Annotated in this window: 23 protein-coding genes; 22 read left to right on the top strand and 1 reads right to left on the bottom strand. The window is 45.1% G+C overall.

Going from position 1 to position 25659, the window contains the following annotated elements; all coding sequences use genetic code 11:
- Nucleotides 1-6: 6 nt before the first annotated feature.
- Complete coding sequence (locus tag D6855_RS01105) at nt 7-1575, bottom strand: serine hydrolase domain-containing protein (RefSeq protein ID WP_120737167.1); 1569 nt, start codon at nt 1573-1575, stop codon at nt 7-9.
- A 122-nt stretch (nt 1576-1697) separates the two neighbouring features.
- Between D6855_RS01105 and D6855_RS01110 the strand changes: the two genes are divergently transcribed.
- The 22 genes from D6855_RS01110 (at nt 1698) to D6855_RS01215 (ending at nt 25651) form a co-directional block, all read left to right on the top strand.
- Nucleotides 1698-2096: a hypothetical protein gene (locus D6855_RS01110; protein WP_120737169.1), complete on the top strand. Its 399-nt coding sequence runs from the start codon at nt 1698-1700 to the stop codon at nt 2094-2096.
- A gap of 60 nt (nt 2097-2156) precedes the next feature.
- The gene (rlmD, locus tag D6855_RS01115; RefSeq protein WP_120737171.1) at nt 2157-3464 is read left to right on the top strand and encodes a 23S rRNA (uracil(1939)-C(5))-methyltransferase RlmD; all 1308 of its coding nucleotides are present in this window, start codon (nt 2157-2159) and stop codon (nt 3462-3464) included.
- Nucleotides 3465-3569: 105 nt separating this feature from the next.
- The gene (locus D6855_RS01120; protein WP_120737173.1) at nt 3570-3749 is read left to right on the top strand and encodes a hypothetical protein; all 180 of its coding nucleotides are present in this window, start codon (nt 3570-3572) and stop codon (nt 3747-3749) included.
- Between the two features lie 145 nt (nt 3750-3894).
- Nucleotides 3895-5238 carry an MATE family efflux transporter gene (locus D6855_RS01125; protein ID WP_120737175.1) on the top strand — a complete coding sequence of 448 codons (1344 nt, stop codon included), beginning with the start codon at nt 3895-3897 and terminating at the stop codon, nt 5236-5238.
- Nucleotides 5225-5668, top strand: coding sequence for a MarR family winged helix-turn-helix transcriptional regulator (locus D6855_RS01130; RefSeq protein WP_120737177.1), 444 nt, complete (start codon nt 5225-5227; stop codon nt 5666-5668). Before D6855_RS01125 ends, D6855_RS01130 begins: the two co-directional genes overlap by 14 nt.
- An 83-nt stretch (nt 5669-5751) precedes the next feature.
- Nucleotides 5752-6495 carry an EFR1 family ferrodoxin gene (locus D6855_RS01135; protein ID WP_120737179.1) on the top strand — a complete coding sequence of 248 codons (744 nt, stop codon included), beginning with the start codon at nt 5752-5754 and terminating at the stop codon, nt 6493-6495.
- A 100-nt stretch (nt 6496-6595) separates the two neighbouring features.
- Nucleotides 6596-7771, top strand: a complete 1176-nt coding sequence (locus D6855_RS01140; RefSeq protein WP_120737181.1) for an alpha/beta hydrolase family protein — start codon at nt 6596-6598, stop codon at nt 7769-7771.
- Between the two features lie 37 nt (nt 7772-7808).
- Complete coding sequence (locus D6855_RS01145; RefSeq protein ID WP_120737183.1) at nt 7809-8315, top strand: GNAT family N-acetyltransferase; 507 nt, start codon at nt 7809-7811, stop codon at nt 8313-8315.
- A gap of 73 nt (nt 8316-8388) precedes the next feature.
- Nucleotides 8389-10029, top strand: coding sequence for a glycoside hydrolase family 9 protein (locus D6855_RS01150; protein WP_120737185.1), 1641 nt, complete (start codon nt 8389-8391; stop codon nt 10027-10029).
- Nucleotides 10030-10108: 79 nt separating this feature from the next.
- Complete coding sequence (locus tag D6855_RS01155; RefSeq protein ID WP_120737187.1) at nt 10109-11419, top strand: aminotransferase; 1311 nt, start codon at nt 10109-10111, stop codon at nt 11417-11419.
- A gap of 74 nt (nt 11420-11493) precedes the next feature.
- Nucleotides 11494-11982, top strand: coding sequence for a CinA family protein (locus D6855_RS01160; RefSeq protein ID WP_120737189.1), 489 nt, complete (start codon nt 11494-11496; stop codon nt 11980-11982).
- 79 nt (nt 11983-12061) lie between these two features.
- Entirely contained in the window at nt 12062-13036 is a 975-nt protein-coding gene (locus D6855_RS01165; protein WP_120737191.1) for a polysaccharide deacetylase family protein, read from the top strand.
- 31 nt (nt 13037-13067) lie between these two features.
- On the top strand, nt 13068-14015 hold the full coding sequence (locus D6855_RS01170; protein ID WP_120737193.1) for a polymer-forming cytoskeletal protein: 948 nt from the start codon (nt 13068-13070) through the stop codon (nt 14013-14015).
- An 18-nt stretch (nt 14016-14033) separates the two neighbouring features.
- A complete protein-coding gene (gene pyrH / locus D6855_RS01175; RefSeq protein WP_120737195.1) occupies nt 14034-14729 on the top strand; it encodes a UMP kinase in 696 nt (231 codons plus the stop codon).
- Nucleotides 14730-14748: 19 nt separating this feature from the next.
- Nucleotides 14749-15300 carry a ribosome recycling factor gene (frr, locus tag D6855_RS01180; RefSeq protein WP_120737197.1) on the top strand — a complete coding sequence of 184 codons (552 nt, stop codon included), beginning with the start codon at nt 14749-14751 and terminating at the stop codon, nt 15298-15300.
- Between the two features lie 4 nt (nt 15301-15304).
- Nucleotides 15305-16030, top strand: coding sequence for an isoprenyl transferase (locus D6855_RS01185; RefSeq protein WP_120737199.1), 726 nt, complete (start codon nt 15305-15307; stop codon nt 16028-16030).
- Nucleotides 16031-16109: 79 nt separating this feature from the next.
- Nucleotides 16110-16922, top strand: coding sequence for a phosphatidate cytidylyltransferase (locus D6855_RS01190; RefSeq protein ID WP_120737201.1), 813 nt, complete (start codon nt 16110-16112; stop codon nt 16920-16922).
- 15 nt (nt 16923-16937) lie between these two features.
- Nucleotides 16938-18086: a 1-deoxy-D-xylulose-5-phosphate reductoisomerase gene (locus D6855_RS01195; protein ID WP_120737203.1), complete on the top strand. Its 1149-nt coding sequence runs from the start codon at nt 16938-16940 to the stop codon at nt 18084-18086.
- Between the two features lie 19 nt (nt 18087-18105).
- The gene (gene rseP / locus D6855_RS01200) at nt 18106-19158 is read left to right on the top strand and encodes an RIP metalloprotease RseP (RefSeq protein WP_120737205.1); all 1053 of its coding nucleotides are present in this window, start codon (nt 18106-18108) and stop codon (nt 19156-19158) included.
- A gap of 32 nt (nt 19159-19190) precedes the next feature.
- The gene (gene ispG / locus D6855_RS01205; protein WP_120737207.1) at nt 19191-20249 is read left to right on the top strand and encodes a flavodoxin-dependent (E)-4-hydroxy-3-methylbut-2-enyl-diphosphate synthase; all 1059 of its coding nucleotides are present in this window, start codon (nt 19191-19193) and stop codon (nt 20247-20249) included.
- A 23-nt stretch (nt 20250-20272) separates the two neighbouring features.
- Nucleotides 20273-24826: a PolC-type DNA polymerase III gene (locus D6855_RS01210; RefSeq protein ID WP_120737209.1), complete on the top strand. Its 4554-nt coding sequence runs from the start codon at nt 20273-20275 to the stop codon at nt 24824-24826.
- Between the two features lie 528 nt (nt 24827-25354).
- Nucleotides 25355-25651, top strand: coding sequence for an ArsR/SmtB family transcription factor (locus tag D6855_RS01215; protein ID WP_243111753.1), 297 nt, complete (start codon nt 25355-25357; stop codon nt 25649-25651).
- The last annotated feature ends 8 nt before the right edge of the window (nt 25652-25659 follow it).

A 25659-nucleotide genomic window follows, 5' to 3' on the forward strand; every position in this document is an offset into this window, starting at 1 on the left:
AAAGCGTCAGATGAGCTGTCCCTGGAGATGCCCGTCAAAGAGCTGATAGTAGGTCTCTTCGATCTTACGCATGAATACAGTGATCTCATCTTTTTCAAAGAAGATCTGGAACTGCACGCTGCCTACGCTCTCGCCGATGAGGTGGACCTTGATGTAGAGCACGTTGTCCCGGGTCCACATGGCGCCTGCAGTGTAGGCGTTATCATAAATTGGGAATATCCCTTCACACATTTCTTTAAAGCCAAAGTAGATGGTGTGAGGGGTTTTCTTTTGCTCAAAAGTAATGGAAGATGGGCCGTTATCATCAAGCACCAGAGTAAGCTTGTCAAACTCAGACTTATTTGGGGCGAGATGGAAGCTGGCAGCATATTCGGAGCCGCCTCTGGGGCTGGCGATCTCTTTTATGAAAGCCGGGATATCTGTCCTTGGCTTGTAAGCTCCAGTGTAAGCGAAATTCTCAGGAAGCCTTGGAAGGGCGATCCTAAGGGAATTGGCGTAGGCCACAAGGTCAGCGTAGGAACCACTTGGGGCAGGCGTATTGGAGGCTGTGATAGTGGCACCGGGCTTAGCAGCGGTTGGCGCTGGCGTAGCTGAGCTGGTCAGGGAGCTGCCAAGGAGGTTCTCATATATGGCGTCGTAGATAACCTGGTTGCCACCCTGTATTCCTTGCGTATCAGCAGTTGTCATGATCAGAATGTTTCTTTGAGGAATGCTGATTCCAAGCTGGCCGCCCATGCCATAGAGCACAAAGCCGCCTTTTTCTGTCTGCCACATCTGCATTCCATACCCTTGCATTTCGCTGGGCACTGGACCAGTCATGAGGGTGTCGGAGATGTTGGATGTAGCTTCTTTTATGAACTGCTCTGGTAAAAGAGTTCTTTCAACGCCGTCATTACATTTGATACGGCCGTTTTTGCTGATGATGTACAGGAACTTCAGAATATCCATTGGGGTTGCCATAAGGCCCGATCCACCCATAGATACGCCAAAGGGATCCTTGATCATGTAGGAGTTCTGGCTAAAGTCCACATACTTTAGCATCCTGTCCTTCATGTAGCTTAGCATATCTGTTCCAGAGAGCTTCTCACAAAGAGCGCACAGAACGTGAGCTGCAGAGGTGTCATAGTGAAAGATGGTGCCAGGCTTGTGTGTGGGCTCAATTGTAAAAAAGCTCTCCACCCAGTCTGATGTCATATCAACCTTATAGGTGCTTGCTGCATGACAGGTGCGCATCTGGAGCATGTTCCTGATGGTGAGCATCTTAATATAGGGGTGAGTACTGTCTGAGACATACTCCGGGAAATAGTCACAGATCTTGTCATCGAGACTGATCTTTCCTTCCATGGACAAAAGAGCTATCGCCACCGCAGAGAAGCTCTTGCTTATGGAAAACATCCTGTGAAGGGTATCTCTTTTATATGGAGCATAATATTTCTCAAATACCAGCTTGTCATCCTTCATGATAAGCAGGCTGTGCATTGGAATGTTCTTTTTATCCAGTGTTTCAAGGATTTTCTTTATCTTAGCAGGTTCAATTCCTACGTTTTGTGGAAGATCTTTTTCAAAGACAAACATGGCGAAATCTCCTTTATTTCCTGTGTTTATCTTACCATATTTAGAGGCTTCATAGTGTCCTTGAAAGAATTAGGCCTCTAGTTTATAATTGGTAATTGACGAAAAGTTTTTGTGAGGTATTTATGTCATCTATTATTCAGAACAATCAGGTTTTTAATAACGAGGTTCCATTCTGCAGAGTCTACAGTGTAGACAGCAAGAAACAGCTTGAAGAGAGGTTCCTCGCACACAGGATTTCATATTTCATCGAATGGCAGGATAAATCAATCCTCCAGCGCCTCTTTGACAGAAGCGGCAGCAAGATCGTCTGCACCTTCAAGATCAACAAGGGTGAGATCGCAAGAGCAAGAGAGCTTGCACAGGGTATCGAAGGTATCAAGTTTAAGGATTATGGTGAGGTCAAGAACACAGAGAGGATCCGCAGAAGATCAGAAGCGGTAACTGATGAGTCTACAGGCCTTGAGATGCCAGAGCTTAAGTTTGAGAACAAGATTGAGGATCTTGATAAGGAAGAAGAGTAATGTTTATAGAGCAGGGGATGAGTTCTCCTGCTCGTTTTTTCGAAAGAGACAGGAGATAACATGGCTGAGAAAAAGACAGCAGCTAAGAAAACAACAGGTAAAAAGCCAACATCAAAGAGTGTAGGAAAAAAGACGGCTCCAGCAAAGAACACAGGCAGAAAGCCTACCCCAAAGAAGACAGAGCCACCAAAGAGCGTAAGCCGCTGCCCGGTATTTAAGAAGTGCGGCGCATGCCAGATGATAGACACTCCTTATGCAACCCAGCTTCGCAAGAAGCACGCAAGGGTACAGGAGCTTTTGGAGCCCTATTGCAGAGTTGAGTCATTCATAGGAATGGAGAGTCCTGAGCACTACCGCTGCAAGGTTCATGCGGTATTTACCCACGACAAGAAGGGCAATCCATTATCTGGAATATACAGAGAGGGAACTCATGAGGTAGTTCCTGTGGATTCATGCCTTTTGGAAGACCAGAAGGCTGATGCCATCATCGCTACAATAAGAGGCCTTCTTAAATCCTTTAAGATCAAGACATTTGATGAGGACAACGGTTTTGGGCTTCTTCGCCACGTCCTTATAAGAATTGGCAAGCACACGGGCGAGATCATGGTTGTACTGGTCACAGTATCCCCGATCTTCCCATCCAAGAACAACTTTGTTAAGGCTCTGAGAAAAGAGCATCCGGAGATCACTACTATTGTCCTTAACGTCAACGACAAGCAGACCAGCATGATCCTTGGAGATAAGGAAAAGCCAATGTACGGCCCAGGCTTTATCTATGACATCTGCTGCGGCATGAAGTTCAAGATCAGTCCCAAGTCCTTCTATCAGGTTAATCCGGTTCAGACCGAGATTCTGTATAAGACTGCAATCGATATGGCAGACCTTAAGGGAGATGAGATTGCCCTTGACTGCTACAGCGGCGTAGGAACAATTGGAATCATTGCTTCCCCTCACGTTAAAGAGGTGATAAGCGTAGAACTCAATAAGGATGCAGTTAAGGACGCAATCCTTAACGCCAAGATCAACGAGGTCAAGAATATCACCTTCTACCAGAACGACGCCACAAGGTTCATGGAGCAGATGGCAGATTCTGGAGATAAGGTAGACCTTGTATTTATGGATCCTCCACGTGCTGGTTCAACGCCAGAATTTATCGGTGCGGTTGAGACTCTTTCTCCCAAGAAAGTTGTCTACATTTCCTGCAGCCCTGACTCTCTGGCCAATGACTTAAAGCTCTTTGACAGGAAGGGCTACAAGGTAAAAAGAGCTGTCCCTGTGGATATGTTCCCATTCACCCGTGGAATCGAGACAGTAGTCCTGCTTACTAGGACCGAAGGAACGACGGAAGCAGAAACAGCGAACCGCTGAGGCGGTCGTTCTGTTAACGCATGCGAAAGTAGAACTTTCGTTTAAACTTAATATCGTATATAATATTACGTAGTAAATGCAAATTCCCGTAAAGGAGGTCCTCATATGAAATTAACCGGTGAACTTAAGGATAAAGTAGGTAAAGCAGAAACTAAGGAGCAGGTCAGGGATCTGATTTCTAAGGCTGGCATAGAATTAAATGATGAAGAGCTTGACAATATTGCGGGTGGATTGGGACTTAGGGCTCCACAAAAGGCCCCGGATTGTACAAGTCAAAGTTTTTGATGGATTGTCATATGATAAGCGGAATGAGTAAATCCCGTGTAAATTAATACCAATAAAGTGAAAAAGTCGGCATGAGCCGGCTTTTTCTTTATGATAAGAGTATAGTAACTAAACAGTATATAAGCTATGCTAACAGGAGGAAATAATGAACAGCAAAATAGACTTTATAAATGGAAAGACAGGGAAGTCACTTATCAAGATGTTTATGCCACTCTTTGCGGCAATGACTCTTACCATGATCTACAGCATGGTTGACAGTCTGTGGGTGGGAAATCTACTTGGAGAGCATGGAATGAGTGCTCTTACAGCTGGAACAGCGATAATACTGGTACTTAACTCCCTTGCCATGGGAATGGGAAATGGAATATCAGTAATGGTGGCAAAACTTGTGGGAGCAGGAAAAAAAGATGAGATCCCGGGAGCCACAGCAACGATCATTACGGTTTCAACAGCAGTTTCATTTATCATTTTCATCCTCTGTGAGCTCCTTGCGGCGCCTCTTCTAAAACTTATGGGAACTCCCCAGGAAGTATATAAGGATGCAACAACATACCTGATGATCTACCTTGTAGGAAACGTGGCTCTCTTTTTGTACATGCAGTTTACTTCAATATTCAGAGCCTTTGGAGATCCAACATTCCAGATGAAGGGCATGCTGATGACTACAGTACTTAATGCCATTCTTGACCCATTTTTTATCAGGATGATGGGGCTTTCGGGAGCAGCTATTGTAACTGTGGCATCAGAGGTACTGTGTCTTGTTTATGCCATCATCTATTACAAGAAGCATAAGCTCTTTAGCATGGATTTTAAGAAAGTGAACATGAAGGATGTAGGAACTATGCTTAAGCTCTCAGTGCCTACAACAATTCAGTCCATCATGCCACCCTTAAGTTCAGCTATCATGATCTCTTTTATCACAGAATTTGGAATCGATGCTATGGCTGGCTTTGGAGTAGCCAGAAACCTTGAGCTCATTATGTTTATGCCGACAACAGGCATGTGCATGGCGATAACTGCCATAGTCGGACAATGTGCGGGAGCAAAGAGACAAGACAGGGCAGAGGACTACCTTAAGGCAGCGCTCCTTGTGGGTGGCGGACTCATAGCAGTACTTAGCATAGTGGTAGTTGCCTTCTCAGGTCAGCTCACAACTCTTTTTGGTCAGGGCGCGGGCGCAACAGCGATAGTTGCCCAGTTCTTCAGGATAATCAGTATCGGTTATGTTCTGTACATGCTCACTAGCTGTATGCAGGGTTATCTTACAGGTCTTGGACAGCCTTCCAAGGCAATGGTTTTACTTATCCTTTACTACATCGTGATAAGAATCCCTGCAGCCATAATCTTTAAGGGCGCATTTGGCCTTGAGGGTATCTGGCTTGCGTTCCTTGTAAGTCATATCTTGGCGTTTATTGTGGCCACAGTTATGGTATTATTGAGTAGGAAAACTCATGAAACCATAAGGGGACCATTGTATGAAGGACTATAAGGAAATTGCATGGTTAATGGAGAGAATCATCCATAAGTATTCTCAGTTTGAAAAGAAACCTCAGACATACTGCAAGGATATAGTGCTGACCCAGCCTGAGATCCACACCATCGCCATCATCGGAGACTACGAGGGGATCAATGTGACAAACCTTGCCAGGATGCGCGGTATCACCAAGGGCGGCGCTTCACAGATGGTCTATAAGCTTGTAGATAAGGGTCTTGTGGAAAAGAAAGTATCCCCGGACTCAGATGCTGCGCTCTGCCTGTACCTTACTGGGAAAGGCAAGAAGGCCAGAAGCGAGCACAGAAAGATGCACGAGACTGTGGGAACCATGTACGAAGAAATACTTGATCAGATTCCACCAAAAACCTTAGACAGCATGGTAAAGCTCCTTCAGGCCTTTGATGAAGCAATAGATAAAATGTGAGTGGCATTTGCCACCACATTTTTTTACCAAAAGAGTATAGTAGCTATACAGTATACAACTAAACTAATCAGGAGGTATTACAGATGAAGATATTATATTTTAGTTCGACAGGAAACAGCTTATATGTAGCAAAGAGCCTGGGAGGAGAGATCATTGCAATCCCAAAACTCATAAATGAAAACAGTTATGAGATCAAAGGAGACGCTATTGGAATAGTATTCCCAGTCTACGGACTTTGCGTTCCACCTTACATCGAAGAGTTCCTGAAAAACCTTAATGCCGACTGCAGCTACCTTTTTGCCATTGCAACCTACGGAACCTTCCCTGGAAGTGTCTGCGATGAGATCAGCAGGATCACTTTGAAAAACGGAAGGAAATTTGATTACATCAATACCATCAAGATGGCTCAGAACTGTATAACCTTTGCAGATATGGCAAAGCAAAAAGAAAGCAACAGGCAGCAGGATGCTATAGACAGCATCCTTGGCGACATCGTAGCGAAAAAGAAATTCATAAAGAAAGAGACTCCTTTCAAAAAATACATGACAAAGAACCACAAGAAAAATTACGAGTACCCTACAGGGGCCGGAATGACTGAAGGCTTTACTATAACAGACACCTGCAAAGGATGTGGTATGTGTGCAAGACTTTGCCCAACAGGGAATATACAGCTTAAAGACGGCAGACCACTCTTTTCCGAAAGCTGCATAAGTTGCGGAGCCTGCATTCAGAACTGTCCTGCAAACGCGATCCATCACGGCAAAGAAAAGAGCTCTGCAAGATATAGAAATCCTCACGTGGAAGTAACTGACCTTGTGATATCATAAATCAGTGTAAAAATGATTCTATTAAGTGAATTTTGGAATCTGTTTTTCATTGTCTGTTAGTCTAGCATTAACAAAAAACAAATTCTTAGAGGGAAGCGAAATGATCAGAATTATTCTTTTACTTATAATGATCGCCATGATCTCTTTTCTTGTGGCAAGCAGAAACAAGAAGAGAAAGAAGGGCTGGGCTATTGCGATACTTGTGATCAGCACTTTGTTGTTCGCCCTTTGCATGGTTCCTACCATAATGAAAATGAACTACAAGGAGAGGCCCACAACTGGAGAGTACCAGCATGAAGAGGCTTCAGCTATCCTGATCGACCCATCAAGGATTGAGTCCTTTGAAACAGACGGGTCATTTCGCGAAGTGCCGGTGCATTTCTATTTTCCTGAGCACATAGATCAGATGGAGGAAAAGAGCCTTCCCCTAGTGATCTTTAGTCACGGAGCCTTTGGTTACTACCAGAGTAACAGCTCAACCTACATGGAGCTTGCAAGTCACGGATACGTGGTGGTGAGCCTTGACCATCCATACCACTCCTTCTTTACCAAGGATTCCAAGGGTAAGACTGTCATCGTTAATTCTGATTTCTTTAAGACTGCTCTTGATATCGGAGGAAGTGATGTTCCTGAGGCTGAGATCTATGACACCACATCAAGGTGGATGGACCTAAGGATCGCTGATATGAACTTTGTTGTAGATGAGCTTCAGGCAGCAGCAGTTCTTGGAGAGCCAACAGGCAACTGGCATGTGGACGACAAGTTTAATGACCTTATCTGCGACGTCCTTAAGGCCACAGATTATGAAAAGATCGGCCTTATGGGCCACTCCCTTGGTGGAGCAACTGCAGTAACTGTGGGAAGAAGAGCAGATATCTCAGCTGTCATCGACCTTGATGGAACAATGCTTGGTGAGGAGAAGGGCGTACAGGACGGAGTTGTTCTTATTAACGAAGACCCATATCCAAACCCTATTCTTGCTATTGAGAATGAAGAGCACCACGACCAGGAGATGGCGGCAATTGAGAATTCCTATGCGTATGCAAACAATGTTGTAATGAAGAACGCCCTCTGCGGATACGAGACATACTTTAAGGACGCAGGACACATGAACTTTACTGACCTTCCACTTATAGCACCACCTCTTGCTGACATGCTCGGAACAGGACCTGTGGATGCGGGAGAGTGCATTGATACCATGAATGGTATTATTCTTAATTTCTTTGACTGTTATCTCAAAGGCATCGGAACATTCTCGGTGCAGGAGAGCTACTAAATAACAGACATATTATTTTTTTCAGGAGGAGAATGAAATGAGCGATATTATTTACAGACAGGCAACCCCAGAGGATGCAGAAAAGATACTTGCCTATATTAAGAAGATCGGAGGAGAGACCGATAACCTCACCTTTGGAAGCGAGGGATTTCCCATTACACCAGAGCAGGAAGCCAAGCACATAGAAGGCGTAAGAGACGACGAGAAGTCAGTTATGATCGTTGCTGTCAAGGACGGCGAGGTCATTGGTGATGCCAGTCTTTCCAGCATGCCAAGAAGAATGAAGCACAGAGCGGAGTTTGGAATCTCTGTTGTTAAAGACTATTGGAATCAGGGAATCGGCGGAATCCTCACAGATATGATAATCAGCTACGCAAAAGAGCATGGCATCGAGATAATAAATCTTGAGGTACGCTCAGACAACAAGAGCGCCATCCATCTCTATGAAAAGTATGGCTTTAAAAAGTGCGGTACATCTCCAGCCTTCTTTAAAATAGGAGATGAGTACGTTGACTTTGACCTGATGTATCTTGATTTAAGATAAATTTCCACATAGGAACCTTTGATGTGATAAGATAGAACAGGACGGCAATTTATCACATCAAAGGAGACTACGGATGAAGCAGATTTACTTAAACCAGGTTGGATTTACCAAAACCGGCAGCAAGAAAGCAGTTCTTAACTTCCCCGCAGAGAGGTTTGAACTTGTAAGCACAGGCGGCGAAACAGTTTACTCAGGGAATGTGACAGAATTTGGCCGGGACAAGATTTCTGGCGAGGAGACTTTTGTAGCAGACTTCTCGCAGTTTTCAGATGAGGGCAGTTTTGCAGTTCGTGCGGGCGACACTTCATCTGCCACCTTCAAAATATCTGATGATGTCTATGGCACTCTTTTTAAGGACCTCCTTAAGTGCTTCTATTATCTTCGCTGCGGCGATGCTCTTTCAAAAGAGTTCGCGGGCGAGTTTTATCATGAACCATGCCACACATCTCTTGCCACAGTTTATGGCACAGATGAGAAAAGAGATGTCTCAGGCGGATGGCATGACGCAGGCGACTACGGAAGATACTCAACAGCAGGATCAGTGGCTGTGGCCCATCTTCTCTATGGCGTCAGATTCTTTAAAAATCTCCTTGATGTTGATTTCAATATTCCAAAAGAAAACTGTGAAAAAGGACAGTACCCTGACATCCTGTCAGAGGTAAAGGTTGAGCTGGACTTCCTTATGAAGATGCAAAGAGAAGACGGCGCAGTTTATCACAAGGTAACTACCTTCAGTCACGCACCATTTATCATGCCTGAAGAGGACAAGGAAGAGCTCTTTGTTTTTGCTGTGTCATCAATTGCTACAGCAGATATCGCTGCGGTTTGCGCTCTGGCCTACACAATTTATAAGGATTACGACGCAGCATATGCTGACAAGCTCCTTGCAGCATCTAAAAAAGCTTATGCATGGCTATCTGCTAACCCTAATCCACTTCTCTTTTACAATCCGGAAGGATCAAACACCGGACAGTACGATGAGGCAGAGGATTTCTCAAACAGATACTGGGCAGCAGCTTCTCTTTACGAGGCAACAGGAGATGAGCAGTATCTTATTGATGCAAGGAATCAGAAGGTTAAGGCTGCAGACTATGGTGACAAGCACGCTGGCTTTGGCTTCCAGGGAGACTACCTCACATGTCTTGGCTGGGCAGAGGTTGCAGGTCTTGGATCATTTTCAATGCTCCTTGCAGGGGATGACAGCGATCTGACAAAAGAGCTAAGGACCAGATATATTTCTGAAGCTGACAGGCTTGTTAAGGTAGCCAAAGAGAACGGTTTTGGAATCCCTATGCTTCCAGAAGACTACATCTGGGGCAGCAATTTTGAAGTTGAAAAATACATGATGATCCTGGCTGTTACAGACAGCTTCGTATCACCAAATGAAGAATATAAAAAGGTGATCCGCTCAGGACTTGATTATCTTCTTGGCTGCAACAGCATGGATGTAAGCTATGTTACATGCCACGGAGAGAAGGCCTACAAAAATCCTCATCTTCGTCCAACAGCAGTTGATAACGTGGATGAGCCATGGCCAGGACTGGTTTCAGGAGGACCAAACAGAGGTCTTCAGGACGAGAAGGCATCTGAGCTTCCAAAGGATACACCTCCTATGAAGTGTTACCTTGATGACGTTACATGTTACTCCTTAAATGAGATAACCATTTACTGGAACTCACCACTTGTGTTTGTACTTGCATATTTTGGTGCTTGAAATTAATTGTATACAGGTATATATTCATACAAAAGGATTTTACAGATTAAAGTGGTGAAATGAGAGGAGTAATGGAAAAATGCCAAAGGCAGTAAGCGAAGCCAAGAAGTATGCACAGATGAACAAGCAGGAGCTTGAGCAGGAAGTTGTTAAGCTCAAGGCTGAATACAAGAAGTATCAGGAGATGGAACTTTCTCTTAATATGGCAAGAGGTAAGCCTTGCAGAGAACAGCTTGATCTTTCAATGGGTATGATGGATGCTCTTAATTCAGATGCTGATCTTTCATGTGAAGATGGTACTGACTGCCGAAACTATGGCGTTCTTGATGGTATTCACGAGGCTAAGGTCCTCATCGGAGCCATGATGGAGAACAAGCCAGAGAACATCATCATCTATGGCAATTCTTCTCTCAACGTTATGTACGATACAGTTTCAAGAGCTTACACTCACGGTATCATGGGCAACACTCCATGGTGCAAACTGGACAAGGTTAAGTTCCTTTGCCCTGTTCCAGGTTATGACAGACATTTTGCTATCACAGAGTACTTTGGCATTGAGATGATCCCTGTTGATATGACTCCTACAGGCCCTGATATGGACCAGGTTGAGAAGCTCGTTGCAGACGATGAGTCAATCAAGGGAATCTGGTGCGTTCCTAAGTATTCAAACCCTCAGGGTTATTCATATTCAGACGAGACAGTAAGACGTTTTGCACGCCTTCGTCCTGCAGCAAGAGATTTCAGGATCTTCTGGGATAACGCTTATGGCGTACACCATCTCTATGACGGACAGCAGGACTACCTCATCGAGATCCTCGAGGAGTGCAAGAAGGCTGGAAGCCCTGACCTTGTATATAAGTTCTCATCAACATCCAAGATCACTTTCCCGGGAAGCGGAATTGCAGCTATCGCTACATCCCTCAACAACCTGGAGGAGATCAAGGCTCAGCTCACATACCAGACCATCGGTCACGACAAGGTTAACCAGCTTCGTCACGTTCGCTTCTTTGGCGATATCAAGGGCATCAAGGAGCACATGAAGAAGCATGCAGCTATCATCAGACCTAAGTTTGAGGCTGTTGAGGAGATTCTTGAAAGAGACCTTACTCCATGCGGAATCGGCAGCTGGACCAATCCAAAGGGCGGATACTTCATCAGCTTTGACGCTCCAGAGGGCTGTGCCAAGATGATCGTAGACAGAGCCAAGAAGGCAGGAGTTATGATGACCAAGGCAGGAGCAACTTATCCATACGGCAAGGATCCTCACGATTCCAACATCCGTATCGCTCCTACATTCCCTAATCTCAACGATCTGCGTCTTGCCATGGACGTGTTCACAGTATGCGTAAGACTCACTGCAGCAGAGAAAATGTTAAAAGAAATGGCGTAATATTGATAATTTTTAGGCGGAGGTGCTATGCACTTCCGCTTTTTCGTTGTATAACTGAATAGGGGGGGAATATCATGGGAAAAGAAACTTCTGCAAAATTCACTGAGATCACCAAAACTCTAATTGAAAAGAAACTCACTATAACCACCATGGAGAGCTGCACTGCTGGGCTTGTTGCATCTCTTTTGACCGATACCGAAGGTTCATCGGAGGTTATGAAGGGCGCCTTTATCACCTACAGCAATGAGGCCAAGATCAAACAGGGCGTTCCTGCTGAGATCATTGCGGGCTATGGGGTGTACTCTGAGGAGACAGCCTATGCCATGGCAGTATCAGCCAAAAGAGCTTATGGCGCAGATATTTCAGTTGGCGTCACAGGTACCATGGGGAACGCAGATCCTGCCAACAAGGACAGTGTACCAGGAGAAGTCTTTTTTGCCATCGTCTATAAAGACTCTTATTTTTCATTCCACGAAAATATCCCATCTCAGCCCACAAGATATGACTACAAGCTCTATGTGGCTGACCTTATCGCAGATGAGATAATGCGCGTTATTCAATAGAAAAACTCCTTTTTGAGAAGCACAATATATGCTATACTAAAGCTTGGTTAATATTATTAGAAAGAGATAGTTTATAGCAATGGGATCGGGTAATAGAGAGAAAGTTCAGTATAGCAAACGTATCCGATATTTGCGCAGGCTTATACTTACCAGTGTGGCAGCAGCCTGTCTTATCCCAATATGTATATGTGTTATTCTTGCTGTCAGATATGACAGACTGAATTCCAAATATGAGCAGGCCAGGGCGGACCTTGACTGGTACAGAGGACGCTATGGCAGTGAGAAGGATATTCTTACTTCTGAGGAAAACATGCAGGAGGCAGACAGCTCTTTTGCCACAGATGGCGCCACTGTAGTCTTTGAGACCATGGATGTGGACTACGCCACTGTTGAGGTGAGCGGTGCTCAGAATCCTGAAGATATTGAGGGAACAAGGTACGTGTACCTGACCTTTGATGATGGCCCCAGCATATACACAGACGAGATATTGGACATTTTGGCAGAGTATGATGTGAAGGCCACATTTTTTGTGTGTGGCAAGCCAGATGCCAAGTATACAGATATGTACAAGCGGATTGTAGATGAGGGACATACACTGGGTATGCACTCATATAGTCACAAGTACAGTGACATATATTCTTCGGTAGATGCCTTTACAGAGGACCTCAAGAAGCTGAGGCACTTTTTGTATGACACCACAGATACGCTGCCCAAGTTCTACAGATTCCCCGGAGGCAGTTCCAACAAGGTCACCAAGGTTGATATTCACGACCTGATGGATGTCCTTAAGGATGAGGGAGTTACCTTCTACGACTGGAATGTTTCAGCCGGAGATGACAGGGCAGGAGCCACCAAGGTTTCCATTTACAACAACATTGTGGGAAACGTTCCTAAGTTTAAACACTGCATCGTTCTAATGCATGATGCAGCAGACAAGAAGAGCACAGTAGAGGCATTGCCGGAAGTCATTGAGGCATTGCAGGCAATGGATGACACAGTGATAGTACCGATAACTGACGATACGTTATCGGTTCAACATATCAACAATAATTAAAAGAAAAAAAGATTGAATGGAGGATATCAAGATGGGATTTTTTTCTGAGCTCAAGAGCGACCTCTCTCAGGCTGTTAACACACTGATGCCTGAAGATAAGCCAGAAGCAGAAGGTCTTGATAACAAGGCAACAGAAACAAAAGAGCCAGTTGACATCGATAGCATGCTTAACCGCCTGGACGATATCAAACTGGAAGACGCCGCAGCTAAGACAGAAGAGAAAGTAGAAGAGAAACTTGACGAGACAGCATCAAAAGAGGAGGATTCAGTTGTAACTCCTGAGGAGCCAGTTTTAGAGGAGATCAGGGAAGTAGCAAAAGAAGCTGAAGAAGATGCGCTTGAAGAGAAGATCGAAGAGCAGACAATGGAAGAGCTCGAAGTTGAAGAGCCCAAGAATGCTCTGGAAGCAATAAATCCAGCACACATCGACAAGTATGTTGCTGACAAGAATGCTGAAACAGAAATGATTACTAAGAAAAATGGGGGAATTGACACTATGGATTTCGAAAATCAGACACCTACAGATGAAGTAGCTAGCATTACCGAAGGAATGATCGTCAAGGGCGACATTGCAACAACAGGTTCACTTGAGCTGGTTGGTAAGATCACTGGTAACATCAAGTGTCTTGGTAAGCTTAACGTAACAGGCGAGATCACAGGCGATTCTGATGCAGCTGAGATCTATGCTGAGTCAGCAAGAATCACTGGTGAAGTTAGAAGTAAGGGCAGCGTTAAGGTTGGCCAGAGCACTGTTATCGTAGGTAACATTTTCGGATCAAGCGCAGTTATCGCAGGCGCTGTAAAGGGCGACATCGACGTTCACGGACCAGTTGTTCTTGATACAACTGCTATCGTAATGGGTAACATCAAGTCTCAGTCAGTACAGATCAACAACGGTGCTGTTATCGAAGGTATGTGCTCACAGGCTTATGCTGATGTTAATCCTTCAGAGTTCTTTGAGGGACTTAAGAATAAATAATTTAATCGTGGAGACCATATGAGAATATTATTAAAGCTCAGCGGAGAAGCCCTTGCCGGAGAAAAGAAGACAGGCTTTGATGAGGAAACAGTTAAAAGAGTAGGACTTCAGGTCAAGAAGCTGGTGGATGACGGCGTTCAGGTTGGTATTGTCATCGGAGGAGGTAACTTCTGGAGAGGACGTACCAGTGAGAACATCGATCGCGTTAAGGCTGATCAGATCGGAATGCTGGCAACTATCATGAACTGTATTTATGTTTCTGAGATCTTCAGAAGCCAGGGCATGACCACCAATATCCTTACACCATTTGAGTGCGGCTCTTTTACAAAGCTCTTTTCCAAGGACAGAGCAAACAAGTACTTTGAGAAAAACATGGTAGTGTTCTTTGCAGGTGGCACAGGACATCCTTACTTCTCAACAGATACAGGCGTTGTTCTCAGGGCTATTGAGGTAGAGGCTGACTATATCCTTCTTGCCAAGGCAATTGACGGCGTATATGATTCTGATCCTGCCACCAATCCAGCGGCCAAGAGATATGACACTATTTCAATCGATGATGTTGTTGCACAGAACCTTCAGGTTGTTGATATGACAGCATCAATCCTTGCAAGAGACAATAAGGTTCCAATGAGAGTATTTGCTCTTTCTGAGGATAACAGTATTGTTAAGGCTGCAAGCGGCGATTTTAATGGTACAACAGTGACTACTAACTAACCATATGGAGGAACAGGGTATGAACGAAAGACTTAAAACTTTTAATGACAAAATGCAGAAATCCTATGATTTCCTTGCAGAAGATCTTGCATCTATCCGTGCTGGAAGGGCTAACCCTAAGGTACTTGATAAGATAAAAGTTGACTACTATGGAACACCTACACCACTTCAGCAGGTTGGTAATGTATCTGTTCCTGAGGCAAGAATCATCCAGATCGCTCCTTGGGATAAGACTCTTATCAAGGACATCGAGAAGGCTATCCTTGCATCAGATCTTGGTATCACACCAAGTAACGACGGTGCTGTAATAAGACTTGTTTTCCCAGAGCTCACAGAGGAGCGCAGAAAACAGCTTAGTAAGGACATCCGCAAGAAGGGTGAGGACGCTAAGGTTGCAGTTAGAAACGTTCGTCGTGACGGCAACGATGCCCTCAAGAAACTTAAGGGAACTGAGGTTTCAGAGGATGAGATCGAAGATCTTAACGATGAGCTTCAGAAGATCACCGACAAGTTTATCAAGGACATTGATAAGGCTGTAGAAGACAAGACCAAAGAGGTCATGACGGTATAAGACTATGGAAGAAAATCTTAATATTCCTGCACATGTAGCTATTATTCTCGATGGCAACGGAAGATGGGCCAAAGAGAAGGGTATGCCAAGAAATTATGGACATATGCAGGGCGCTAAGGCTGTAGAAGATATCCTTGTTGATGCAAGAGACCTTGGCATCAAATATCTCACAGTTTATGCATTCTCAACAGAGAACTGGAATCGTCCTGAGGCAGAGGTTTCTGCCCTCATGACGATTTTGCGTAATTACCTTAAAACCAGTATCAAGAAGTCAATGAAGAACAATGTCAGATGCAGAGTTATCGGAGAGAGGAGCAAACTCTCAGAAGATATCCAGGCTGCTATTAAAGAGCTTGAGGATGCAACTGCAGGTAACACAGGGCTTACCTTTACCATCGCCATCAATTATGGCAGCAGGGACGAGATAAGACGTGCAGTTAAAAAGGTAGCTGACAAGGTGGCTTCTGGCGAGATATCATCAGATGATATCACAGAGGATATGATCACTGAGAACCTGGATACCAACTTCCTTCCAGATCCTGACCTTCTTATCAGGACCTGCAATGAGCAGAGGATATCCAACTTCCTTCTGTGGCAGTGCGCATATACTGAGTTTTATTACACTCCTGTGGCTTGGCCTGACTTTAACAAGGCAGAACTTGTTAAGGCTGTAGAGGCTTATTCCACAAGGAATCGTAAGTTTGGTGGTCTTAAGACTGACCAGCAATAGTTTTGGATCCAATTATGGGTCAAAAGGGCGACTTTGCTCCTTTTGACCCTCATTCTTATTTAAAAGCGAGAACACGATATTGAAGACCAGAGTTATTAGCGGAATCATAATAGCGTTAGTATTGGCGGGAGTGCTGATACCAGGTGGATACATCCTTTTAGGGGCACTGCTTGTTGTATCTCTCATTGGCTACTTTGAGATGACAAGAGCCCTGGGAGTCCATGAAGAAGGCAAGAAATGTAATGCTCTTGAGGCATGTGGCTACATTGCGATCGTCATTCATTACGTTCAGATGATATTTGTTGAGGACTACAAATACTTCATCTTTTCAGTGATGTTTGCATTCTTTTTGATAATGGTATGCTACGTGCTGACATTTCCTAAATACACCTCAGTACAGGCTATCTACTGCTTTTTCAGCTTCCTGTATGTGCCAATCAACTTATCTTTTATTTACCTTCTAAGGATAAGGCACCTTGGAATATACTTTGCATGGATTCCGTTTATCGCATGGATCTGCGACACCTGCGCTTACTTTGCAGGAAGAGCCTTTGGAAAGCACAAGCTTGTTCCAATCCTCTCACCAAAGAAAACAGTGGAGGGCGCCATCGGCGGAACTCTTGGAGCAGTGGCTGTTGGAGCGATCTTTGGATATCTCTTATACAGCAATGTAACTCACAATATTGGAACCATATATGTTCTCATGATCATTACTTTCGTTGGCAGCATCATCTCCCAGCTTGGAGATCTTCTGGCCTCCGGAATAAAGAGGAATCACAATATCAAGGATTACGGCCACATTATCCCCGGTCACGGCGGTATCATGGACCGCTTCGATTCCGTGATATTTGTAACGCCAGTTATCTATTTTCTGGCAGTAATACTTACTTAATGAGGAACACCATTTATGCGCAAGATAGTACTTCTTGGATCTACAGGATCCATCGGAACCCAGACGCTGGACGTTGTAAGAAATAACAGCAGCGAGCTTTCAGTTGTGGGTATAGCTGCAAACAGCAGCGTAGAAAAAGTTGAAGAGCAGGTAAGAGAGTTCAAACCAAAGTATGTTGCCATGTTCGATGAGAAGGCAGCTGCAGCTCTTCAGGACAAAATATCTGATCTTGGTATCAAGGTTCTTTCAGGAATGGAAGGACTTTTAGATATAGTGTCTGTCCCTGAGGCAGATACAGTTCTTACAGCAGTTGTAGGAATGATAGGCATTCAGCCAACTATAAGAGCAATTGAAGCTGGTAAGGACATCGCTCTTGCAAACAAGGAGACTCTTGTGTGCGCAGGTCACATCATCATGCCACTTGCAAGGGAAAAGAATGTGCAGATCCTTCCAGTGGATTCAGAGCACAGCGCGATCTTCCAGTCCCTCAACGGGGAACCCCGTGACAAGGTGGAGAAGATTCTTTTAACTGCCAGCGGCGGACCATTCAGAGGCAAGAAAAAAGAAGAGCTTGAGGCCATGACAGCTGCGGACGCATTAAAGCATCCTAACTGGGATATGGGACCAAAGGTTACCATCGACTCCTCATCCCTTGTAAATAAGGGCCTTGAAGTCATGGAAGCAAGATGGCTCTTTGACGTAAGTCTTGATAATATTGAGGTTGTAGTTCACCCTCAGAGCATAGTTCACAGCGCAGTTCAGTATGTGGACGGTGCAGTTATGGCGCAGCTCGGGGTTCCGGATATGAAGCTTCCTATCCAGTACGCACTCTTTTACCCGGACAGACGTCCTATGGCGGAAAAGAGACTTGACCTGTTTGAACTTCACAGCTTAACCTTTGAAAAGCCTGATACAGACACATTTAAGGGGCTTAAGCTTGCCTTCGACGCAGCAAGGACTGGCGGCAGCATGCCAACAGTATTCAACGCTGCCAACGAGATGGCTGTTAAGAGATTTTTAAAGGGAGATATCAGATATCTCCAGATCTACGAAATGATAGAAAGAGCAATGGAGCACCACAAGGTAATTGATAATCCTGACGTAACCCAGATCCTCTCAGCAGAGCAGGAGACCTACGACTACCTTGAGACCCTTTCGCTCTAAATAGAAGGATATTCAGATAATGCTAGTTAGTGTACTTATTTTCTTTTTAATATTTGGTGTGCTTGTAACATCCCACGAGTTCGGACATTTCATCATTGCCAAGGCAAACGGCATCAGAGTCAACGAGTTCTTCGTGGGAATGGGTCCAACCCTCTGGAAAAAGAAAAAGGGGGATACCCTCTACAGCATCAAGCTCCTTCCAATTGGCGGCGCCTGTGTCTTTGATGGCATGGACCCTGTGGCTGAGGAAAAGGAAGGATACGACGAGCACTCTTTTTTAAATGCACCAGTTTGGCGAAGGATAGCAACGCTCTTTGCAGGACCCTTTGCTAACTTCATAATCGCATATATTCTGGCCGTTGTTCTTGCAAGCTTTGCTGCATGGAATTTCCCTGTTATCAATGAACTCACAGAGAATTCTGCTGCGGCGGATGCAGGTCTTTTACCAGGAGATATGTTTGTAAGTATCGACGGTGAGAAGGTCTACATGGCAGGCGAAGTTACCATGATCTCACAGTTTGCTGAGGGCAGCCCCATGGACATCGTCTATGAGAGAGACGGAGAGCTTCACGAGACAACTCTTGTGCCAAAGTACGACGAAGAGGCCGGCAGATACTACATGGGTATCTACATCGGTAAATATGGCGGAATTGAAGGCCCTGCGGCTCTTAAGTACGCATGGTATGAGGTTAGATATTACTTTAAGACCACCTACAGAAGTCTTGCTCTTTTAGTAAAGGGCAAGCTCAACAAGGACGATGTATCAGGCCCTGTTGGAATGGTCAAGATCGTTGACGACACCTATGAGGAGGTAAAACCCTACGGAGCTTCAGCGGTGGTACTCACCATGTTGTCCCTTACAGTTCTTTTGTCTGTAAACCTGGGCGTTATGAACCTTCTGCCTCTGCCAGCGCTGGACGGAGGACGACTGGTGTTCCAGTTCATCGAAGTCATTGTAGGTAAGCCTGTTCCACCAGAAAAAGAAGGCTTTGTCCACATGCTTGGAATGGTGGCACTTTTAGGACTTATGGTGTTTGTACTCTTTAACGACATCACCAAGTTCACAAGGTAACTTTTTTAGAGAGTTTTTTAGAGGTATCTGATATGGCATATAGAGATAATACTAAGGTTATTCATATAGGCGACAGAGTGATCGGAGGAGGTAATCCTGTTCTGATCCAGTCCATGACCAACACCAAGACTGAGGATGTTAAGGCCACTGTTGCGCAGATCAAGCGCCTTCAGGAGGCTGGCTGCGAGATCATAAGAAGCACAGTTCCTACTTTGGAAGCTGCTAAGGCTTTAGGTGAGATCAAAAAAGAGATCAGCATCCCTATCGTTGCTGACATTCACTTTGATTACAAGATGGCCATTGCAGCCATGGAAAATGGCGCTGACAAGATCAGGATCAATCCAGGTAACATCGGAGGAAGGGACAGGATCGCTTCAGTTGTAGCCTGTGCCAAGGAGAGGAATATTCCTATCAGAGTTGGAGTTAACAGCGGTTCTTTGGAAAAAGAGCTTGTTGAGAAATACGGCGGAGTTACCGCAGAGGGCCTTGTTGAGAGTGCCCTTGATAAGACTGGTATCATCGAAGATCTTGGCTACGACAACATGGTTGTCAGCATCAAGTCTTCAAACGTAATGCTCTGTGTTAAGGCCCATGAGCTTCTGGCAGAAAAGTGCCAGTATCCACTTCACGTCGGTATCACAGAGGCTGGAACTCTTTACGGCGGTAACATTAAGTCATCAGTTGGACTTGGAATCATCTTAAATAAGGGCATCGGCGATACCATCAGAGTTTCACTTTCAGGAGACCCTGTTGAGGAGATCAAGACAGCCAAGATGGTTCTAAGGACCCTTGGCATGAGAAAGGGCGGAATAGAAGTTGTTTCCTGCCCAACCTGCGGAAGGACCAACATCGACCTCATTGGCCTTGCCAATGCAGTTGAAACCATGGTTCAGGGTTATGACCTTGATATCAAGGTTGCAGTTATGGGATGTGCTGTAAACGGACCTGGGGAGGCCAGAGAAGCAGACATCGGAATAGCCGGAGGAATCGGAGAAGGTCTTCTTATCAAGAAGGGCGAGGTTATCAGAAAGGTTCCTGAAAAAGAGCTTTTGCAGGCTCTTAAGGATGAACTGGACAATTTCGTTAAGTAGTTTTGTGAGGATGTTTTTGTTTTATGGGGAAGTCATTTTTTGAAGTGTTTCCAGGCCTTTCGCTTGATTCCAAAGTAAGCGAGATAATGGAACAGACTGAAGTTACTAAAGTCTCTACTACGCGCAAGCAGGACTTTATCAGAATATATATTCAGAGCAACAATCTGATCGATAAGTCAGATATCATCAAGGCAGAAAACGGTATCAAGAAGCAGCTTTTTAAGGATCAGGATATCACCATCAAGATCTACGAAAAGTTCGCCCTCTCTGCCCAGTACACACCACAGAATCTTTTAGACTTATACAGGGAGAGCATTGAGCTGGAGCTTAAGGACTATGACCATATGGAGTATAGTCTCTTTCGTGCGGCTTCTTTTGAGTACCCAGATCAGGACAGCCTCATTGTTAAGCTTGAGGACAGCGTCGTTGGTAAAAAGAAAGCTCCGGACCTTGTAAGAGTTCTCTCCAAGATCTTCAACGAGAGATGCGGTCTGTCCGTAGCTATTTCCCCGGAATTTATTGAAGTGGAAAAAGAAGATAAGACTCCTGATTACAGCGAAGAAGCTGGTAAGATGGCCAAGAAGCTGGAGGCCATGGAAGCCAAGGCCAAGGAGATGGAAGCTGAGGAGGAGAGCAAGGCTAAAGCTGAGGAGGCAGCTCCTAAGGCTGAAAAACCTGCAGCACCTGAATCCAAGGCACCAGCTCCGGATAAGCCACTTCCCGGAGCACCTAAGGGCAAGGGCTCCTTCAAAAGAGATTTCGGCGGAAGCTACAAGAAATCAGATAATCCTGATGTTATCTTTGGAAGGGACTTTGACGATGAGACCATGAAGCTTGTGGACCTCATGGGAGAACTTGGAGAAGTAACCATCCACGGCAAGATCATAGAGTTTGATTCAAGGGATATTAGAAATGAAAAGACCATCCTGATCTTTGCCATCACTGACTTTACAGATTCAATTGCTGTTAAGATGTTCGTAAATACAGAGGATGTTCCTGATATCACCAAGGACATCAAGATGGGTGCCTTTGTTAAGATCAAGGGTATTGCGGCTGTAGATAAGTTCGATCACGAGCTTTCAATACAGTCTGTTGTCGGCGTCAAGAAGATCCCTGACTTTACCGTAAAGCGCAAGGACACAGCTGACGTCAAGAGAGTTGAGCTCCACTGCCATACCAAGATGAGTGACATGGACGGTGTATCCGAGGTCAAGGATATCGTCAAGCAGGCATACAAGTGGGGTATGCCAGGTATTGCCATAACTGACCACGGCGTAGTTCAGGCCCTTACAGATGCCAATCACGTATGGGAGGATCTCTACAAGGATGAAAAGAGCCGCCGCAAGGAAGCCGGGGAGCCTCCTATAGACAGGCAGGATTTCTTTAAACTGATCCTTGGTGTCGAGGCCTACGTTGTTGATGACTTAAAAGAGATCGTAGTAAACGACAAGGGACAGAGCCTTACTAACACTACCTTTGTTGTATTTGATATTGAGACAACAGGTTTTTCACCTATTAAAAATAAGATTATTGAGATCGGCGCTGTTAAGATCAGAAACGGCGAGATAATAGACAGATTTTCAGAGTTCATCAATCCTCAGGTTCCAATTCCCTACAGGATCGAGAAGCTCACCAGCATCACTGATGACATGGTAATCGATGCTCCCACAAGGGAAGTTATCATCCCTAAGTTTGTGGAGTTTTGTAAGGACGCTGTCCTTGTAGGACACAACGTAACCTTTGATATAAGCTTTATCAATCAGAACTGCAAGGAGCTTGGAATAGACGCAGACTACACCACTGTGGATACTCTGTGGCTTTCAAGGTACTTCTTCCCGCTACAGGCCAAGCACACTCTTGATGCTGTAGCCAAGACTCTCAATATCGTTCTTGAGCACCATCACAGAGCGGTAGATGATGCTGAGTGTACAGCACTTATCTTTAACAAGTTTGTACCTATGCTCAAGGAGCAGGGAGCAGAGGACCTTACCCAGGTCAATGTCCTTGGTAAGCCAACCCCTGAGATGATAAGGCACTTAAGGCCTAATCACTGCATTATTCTGGCCAAGAATACTCTGGGAAGAGTTAACCTCTACACCCTTGTTAGTGAGTCCCACGTCGACTACTTCAGAAGATTCCCTCTTATTCCAAAGAGTGAGCTTTTAAAGCACAGAGAGGGTCTCATCATAGGAAGTGCCTGCTGCGCAGGAGAACTCTACGGCGCTGTTGTTGAGGGAAGACCACCAGAAGAGATCGCAAGGCTTGTGAGCTTCTACGACTACCTGGAGATCCAGCCAGTTGCCAACAACCACTTCATGGTTGATTCAGAGAGATATGAGGATATCAATTCTGACGATGATATCCGTGAGATCAATAAAGAGATAATAAGGCTTGGAGATCAGTTCAATAAGCCCGTTGTAGCTACCTGCGACGCCCATTTCCTTAATCCTGAGGACGAGATCTACAGGACCATCATCATGGCAGGAAAGGGAATGAATGACGAGGAGCCGGCGCCTCTTTTCCTAAGGACCACAGATGAGATGCTTCAGGAGTTTGACTACCTTGGCGGAGAAAAGGCAAGGGAGATCGTAATCGACAATACCAGGAAGATCCTTGATATGTGCGATTCCATCTCTCCGGTAAGACCCGATAAGTGCGCTCCTGTCATTGAGAACAGTGATGAGATCCTGACCAAGATCTGCTACGACAAGGCCCATGAGATATACGGAGAGGACCTTCCTGAGATAGTTCAGGAGCGTCTTGAAAGAGAGCTTAATTCTATTATCAAGAACGGTTTCGCGGTTATGTACATCATTGCCCAGAAGCTGGTTTGGAAATCCAATGAGGACGGATATCTGGTAGGTTCCAGAGGATCAGTAGGATCTTCCTTCGTTGCCTTCACGTCAGGTATCACGGAGGTCAATTCCCTGAGCCCTCACTATATCTGCCCTCACTGCAAATACAGTGACTTTGATTCACCGGAGGTTCTTGCTTTTGGTGGTAACTCCGGCTGTGATATGCCAGATAAGAGATGCCCTAAGTGCGGAACCATGATGAACAAGGACGGCTTTGATATTCCTTTCGAGACCTTCCTTGGATTCAAGGGCGATAAAGAGCCTGATATCGACCTTAACTTCTCTGGAGAGTATCAGTCCAAAGCCCACAAGTACACAGAGGTTATCTTTGGCTACGGACAGACCTTCAGAGCGGGAACAATTGCGTCTCTTGCAGATAAGACAGCCTTCGGTTTTGTAAAGAAATACTATGATGGAATCGGGGCCAGCAAGAGAAAGAGCGAGATAAACAGAATAGTTCAGGGATGTACAGGGATCAGAAGAGGAACTGGTCAGCATCCTGGAGGAATCATAGTTCTTCCTGTGGGTGAGGATATCAATTCCTTCTGTCCGGTTCAGCACCCGGCCAACGATATGACAACGGCCACCATAACAACCCACTACGACTATCACTCAATCGACCACAACCTGTTAAAACTCGATATTCTGGGACACGATGATCCCACCATGATAAGATTCCTTCAGGATTGCACAGGTCTTGACCCCAAGACTGTGCCTCTTGATGACAAGAACGTTATGAGCCTTTTCATGAATACTTCAGCTCTTAACGTAACTCCGGAGCAGCTCGGGGGAACCAAGCTTGGATGTCTTGGACTTCCTGAGTTTGGTACAGACTTCGCCATGCAGATGGTTATTGATGCGGGGCCAACATCTCTTTCCCACCTTATAAGGATCTCTGGTCTGTCCCACGGTACAGACGTATGGCTTGGTAACGCCCAGACCCTTATCCAGGAAGGAAAGGCAACCATCGATACCTGCATCTGCTGTCGTGACGATATCATGATCTACCTGATCCAGAAGGGACTTGATAAGTCTGAGTCCTTCAAGATCATGGAGTCAGTCCGTAAGGGTAAGGTTGCCAAGGGCAAGGAGAGTAGTTGGAGCGACTGGAAGAAAGATATGACAGACCACGGTGTACCAGACTGGTATATCTGGTCCTGCGAGAAGATCAAGTACATGTTCCCTAAGGCCCACGCTGCAGCCTACGTTATGATGGCATGGAGAATTGCGTACTTTAAGGTATACGTGCCACAGGCCTTCTATGCTGCATGGTTCAGCATAAGAGCCAAGGCCTTCAACTACGAGCACATGTGCCAGGGTGAGAACCACCTTCACAGTATCATGAAGGAATACCAGAGCAGAAAGGACTCTCTTTCTAACTCAGAACAGAACGAGTACGGAGATATGAGACTTGTAGAGGAGATGTACGAAAGAGGCATCGAATTTATGCCAATCGACATCTTCAAGGTTAAATCAAGGGACTTCCAGGTAATCGGCGACAAGATCATGCCATCCCTTACCAGTATTGATGGTATGGGTGAAAAAGCTGCAGACCAGATCGTGGAAGCAGCCAAAGACGGTCCGTTCCTTAGTAAGGATGACTTCCGCCAGAGAACCAAGTGCCCTCAGGGTGTCATCGACAAGATGGCAGATATGGGACTTCTTGGAGACATTCCGGATTCTAACCAGATCAGTCTCTTCGACCTTATGAAGACAATGTAAATGGTTTAAACCAAGCGCCAGTGACCTGTTTAGCAGGCTCTGGCGCTTTTTGTGTGTTTGGAGATGAGAGTGGGATGGAAAGAGTGTGCCCCGCAAGGGCCTCGGGCCGCCTTTGAGATGATTTTTGAACAGTGAAATTTGGGCGATTACGGACCAGGAGCTCAAAAAGTCCCTTTTGGTCCGTTGTTTTTCAGCCTATAACGCGTGATATTTATTGAAATTACGGACCAGAGAGCTGGATTGTGGTGTTTGGTCCGTAATTTGAGGAAAAATCTGCCTTCATAACGGGGGAAGTGGGAGTTATTTTACGGACCAAATAGACGTTTCTATGCATTTGGTCTGAAAACACCCTCTTTTTGAGTTTGCGAGTGCTGAAAAATTACGGACCAGAGACATGTTTTGGTGCGTTTGGTCCGTAAGAAAAATTGTGTTGACAAATATATAAACGAAGTATATATTAAACATATGAGCAGATGTTCATATGTTTAAATGAACTGCAAACCTAAATCTGCGGAAAGGAGACTTAAGATGCATAGAGAGCTTCCAAATGAAGATGAGCTTTACGATCTGGCGGAGCTGTTCAAGGTGTTTGGAGATTCCACAAGGATCAGGATACTGTTTGAACTCTTCGACGAAGAGATGAATGTGGGAGATATAGCAGACAAGCTTAATATGACTCAGTCAGCCATATCTCATCAGCTTAAGATCCTCAAGCAGAGCAAACTCGTTGGAAACAGACGAGAGGGCAAGCAGATAATGTATTTCCTGGCTGATGACCACGTAAGGACTATCATTGATCAGGGAATCAACCACATAGAAGAGTGACAATTGTC

This window comes from Butyrivibrio sp. CB08, assembly GCF_003625485.1.
Taxonomy (GTDB): Bacteria; Bacillota; Clostridia; order Lachnospirales; family Lachnospiraceae; genus Butyrivibrio.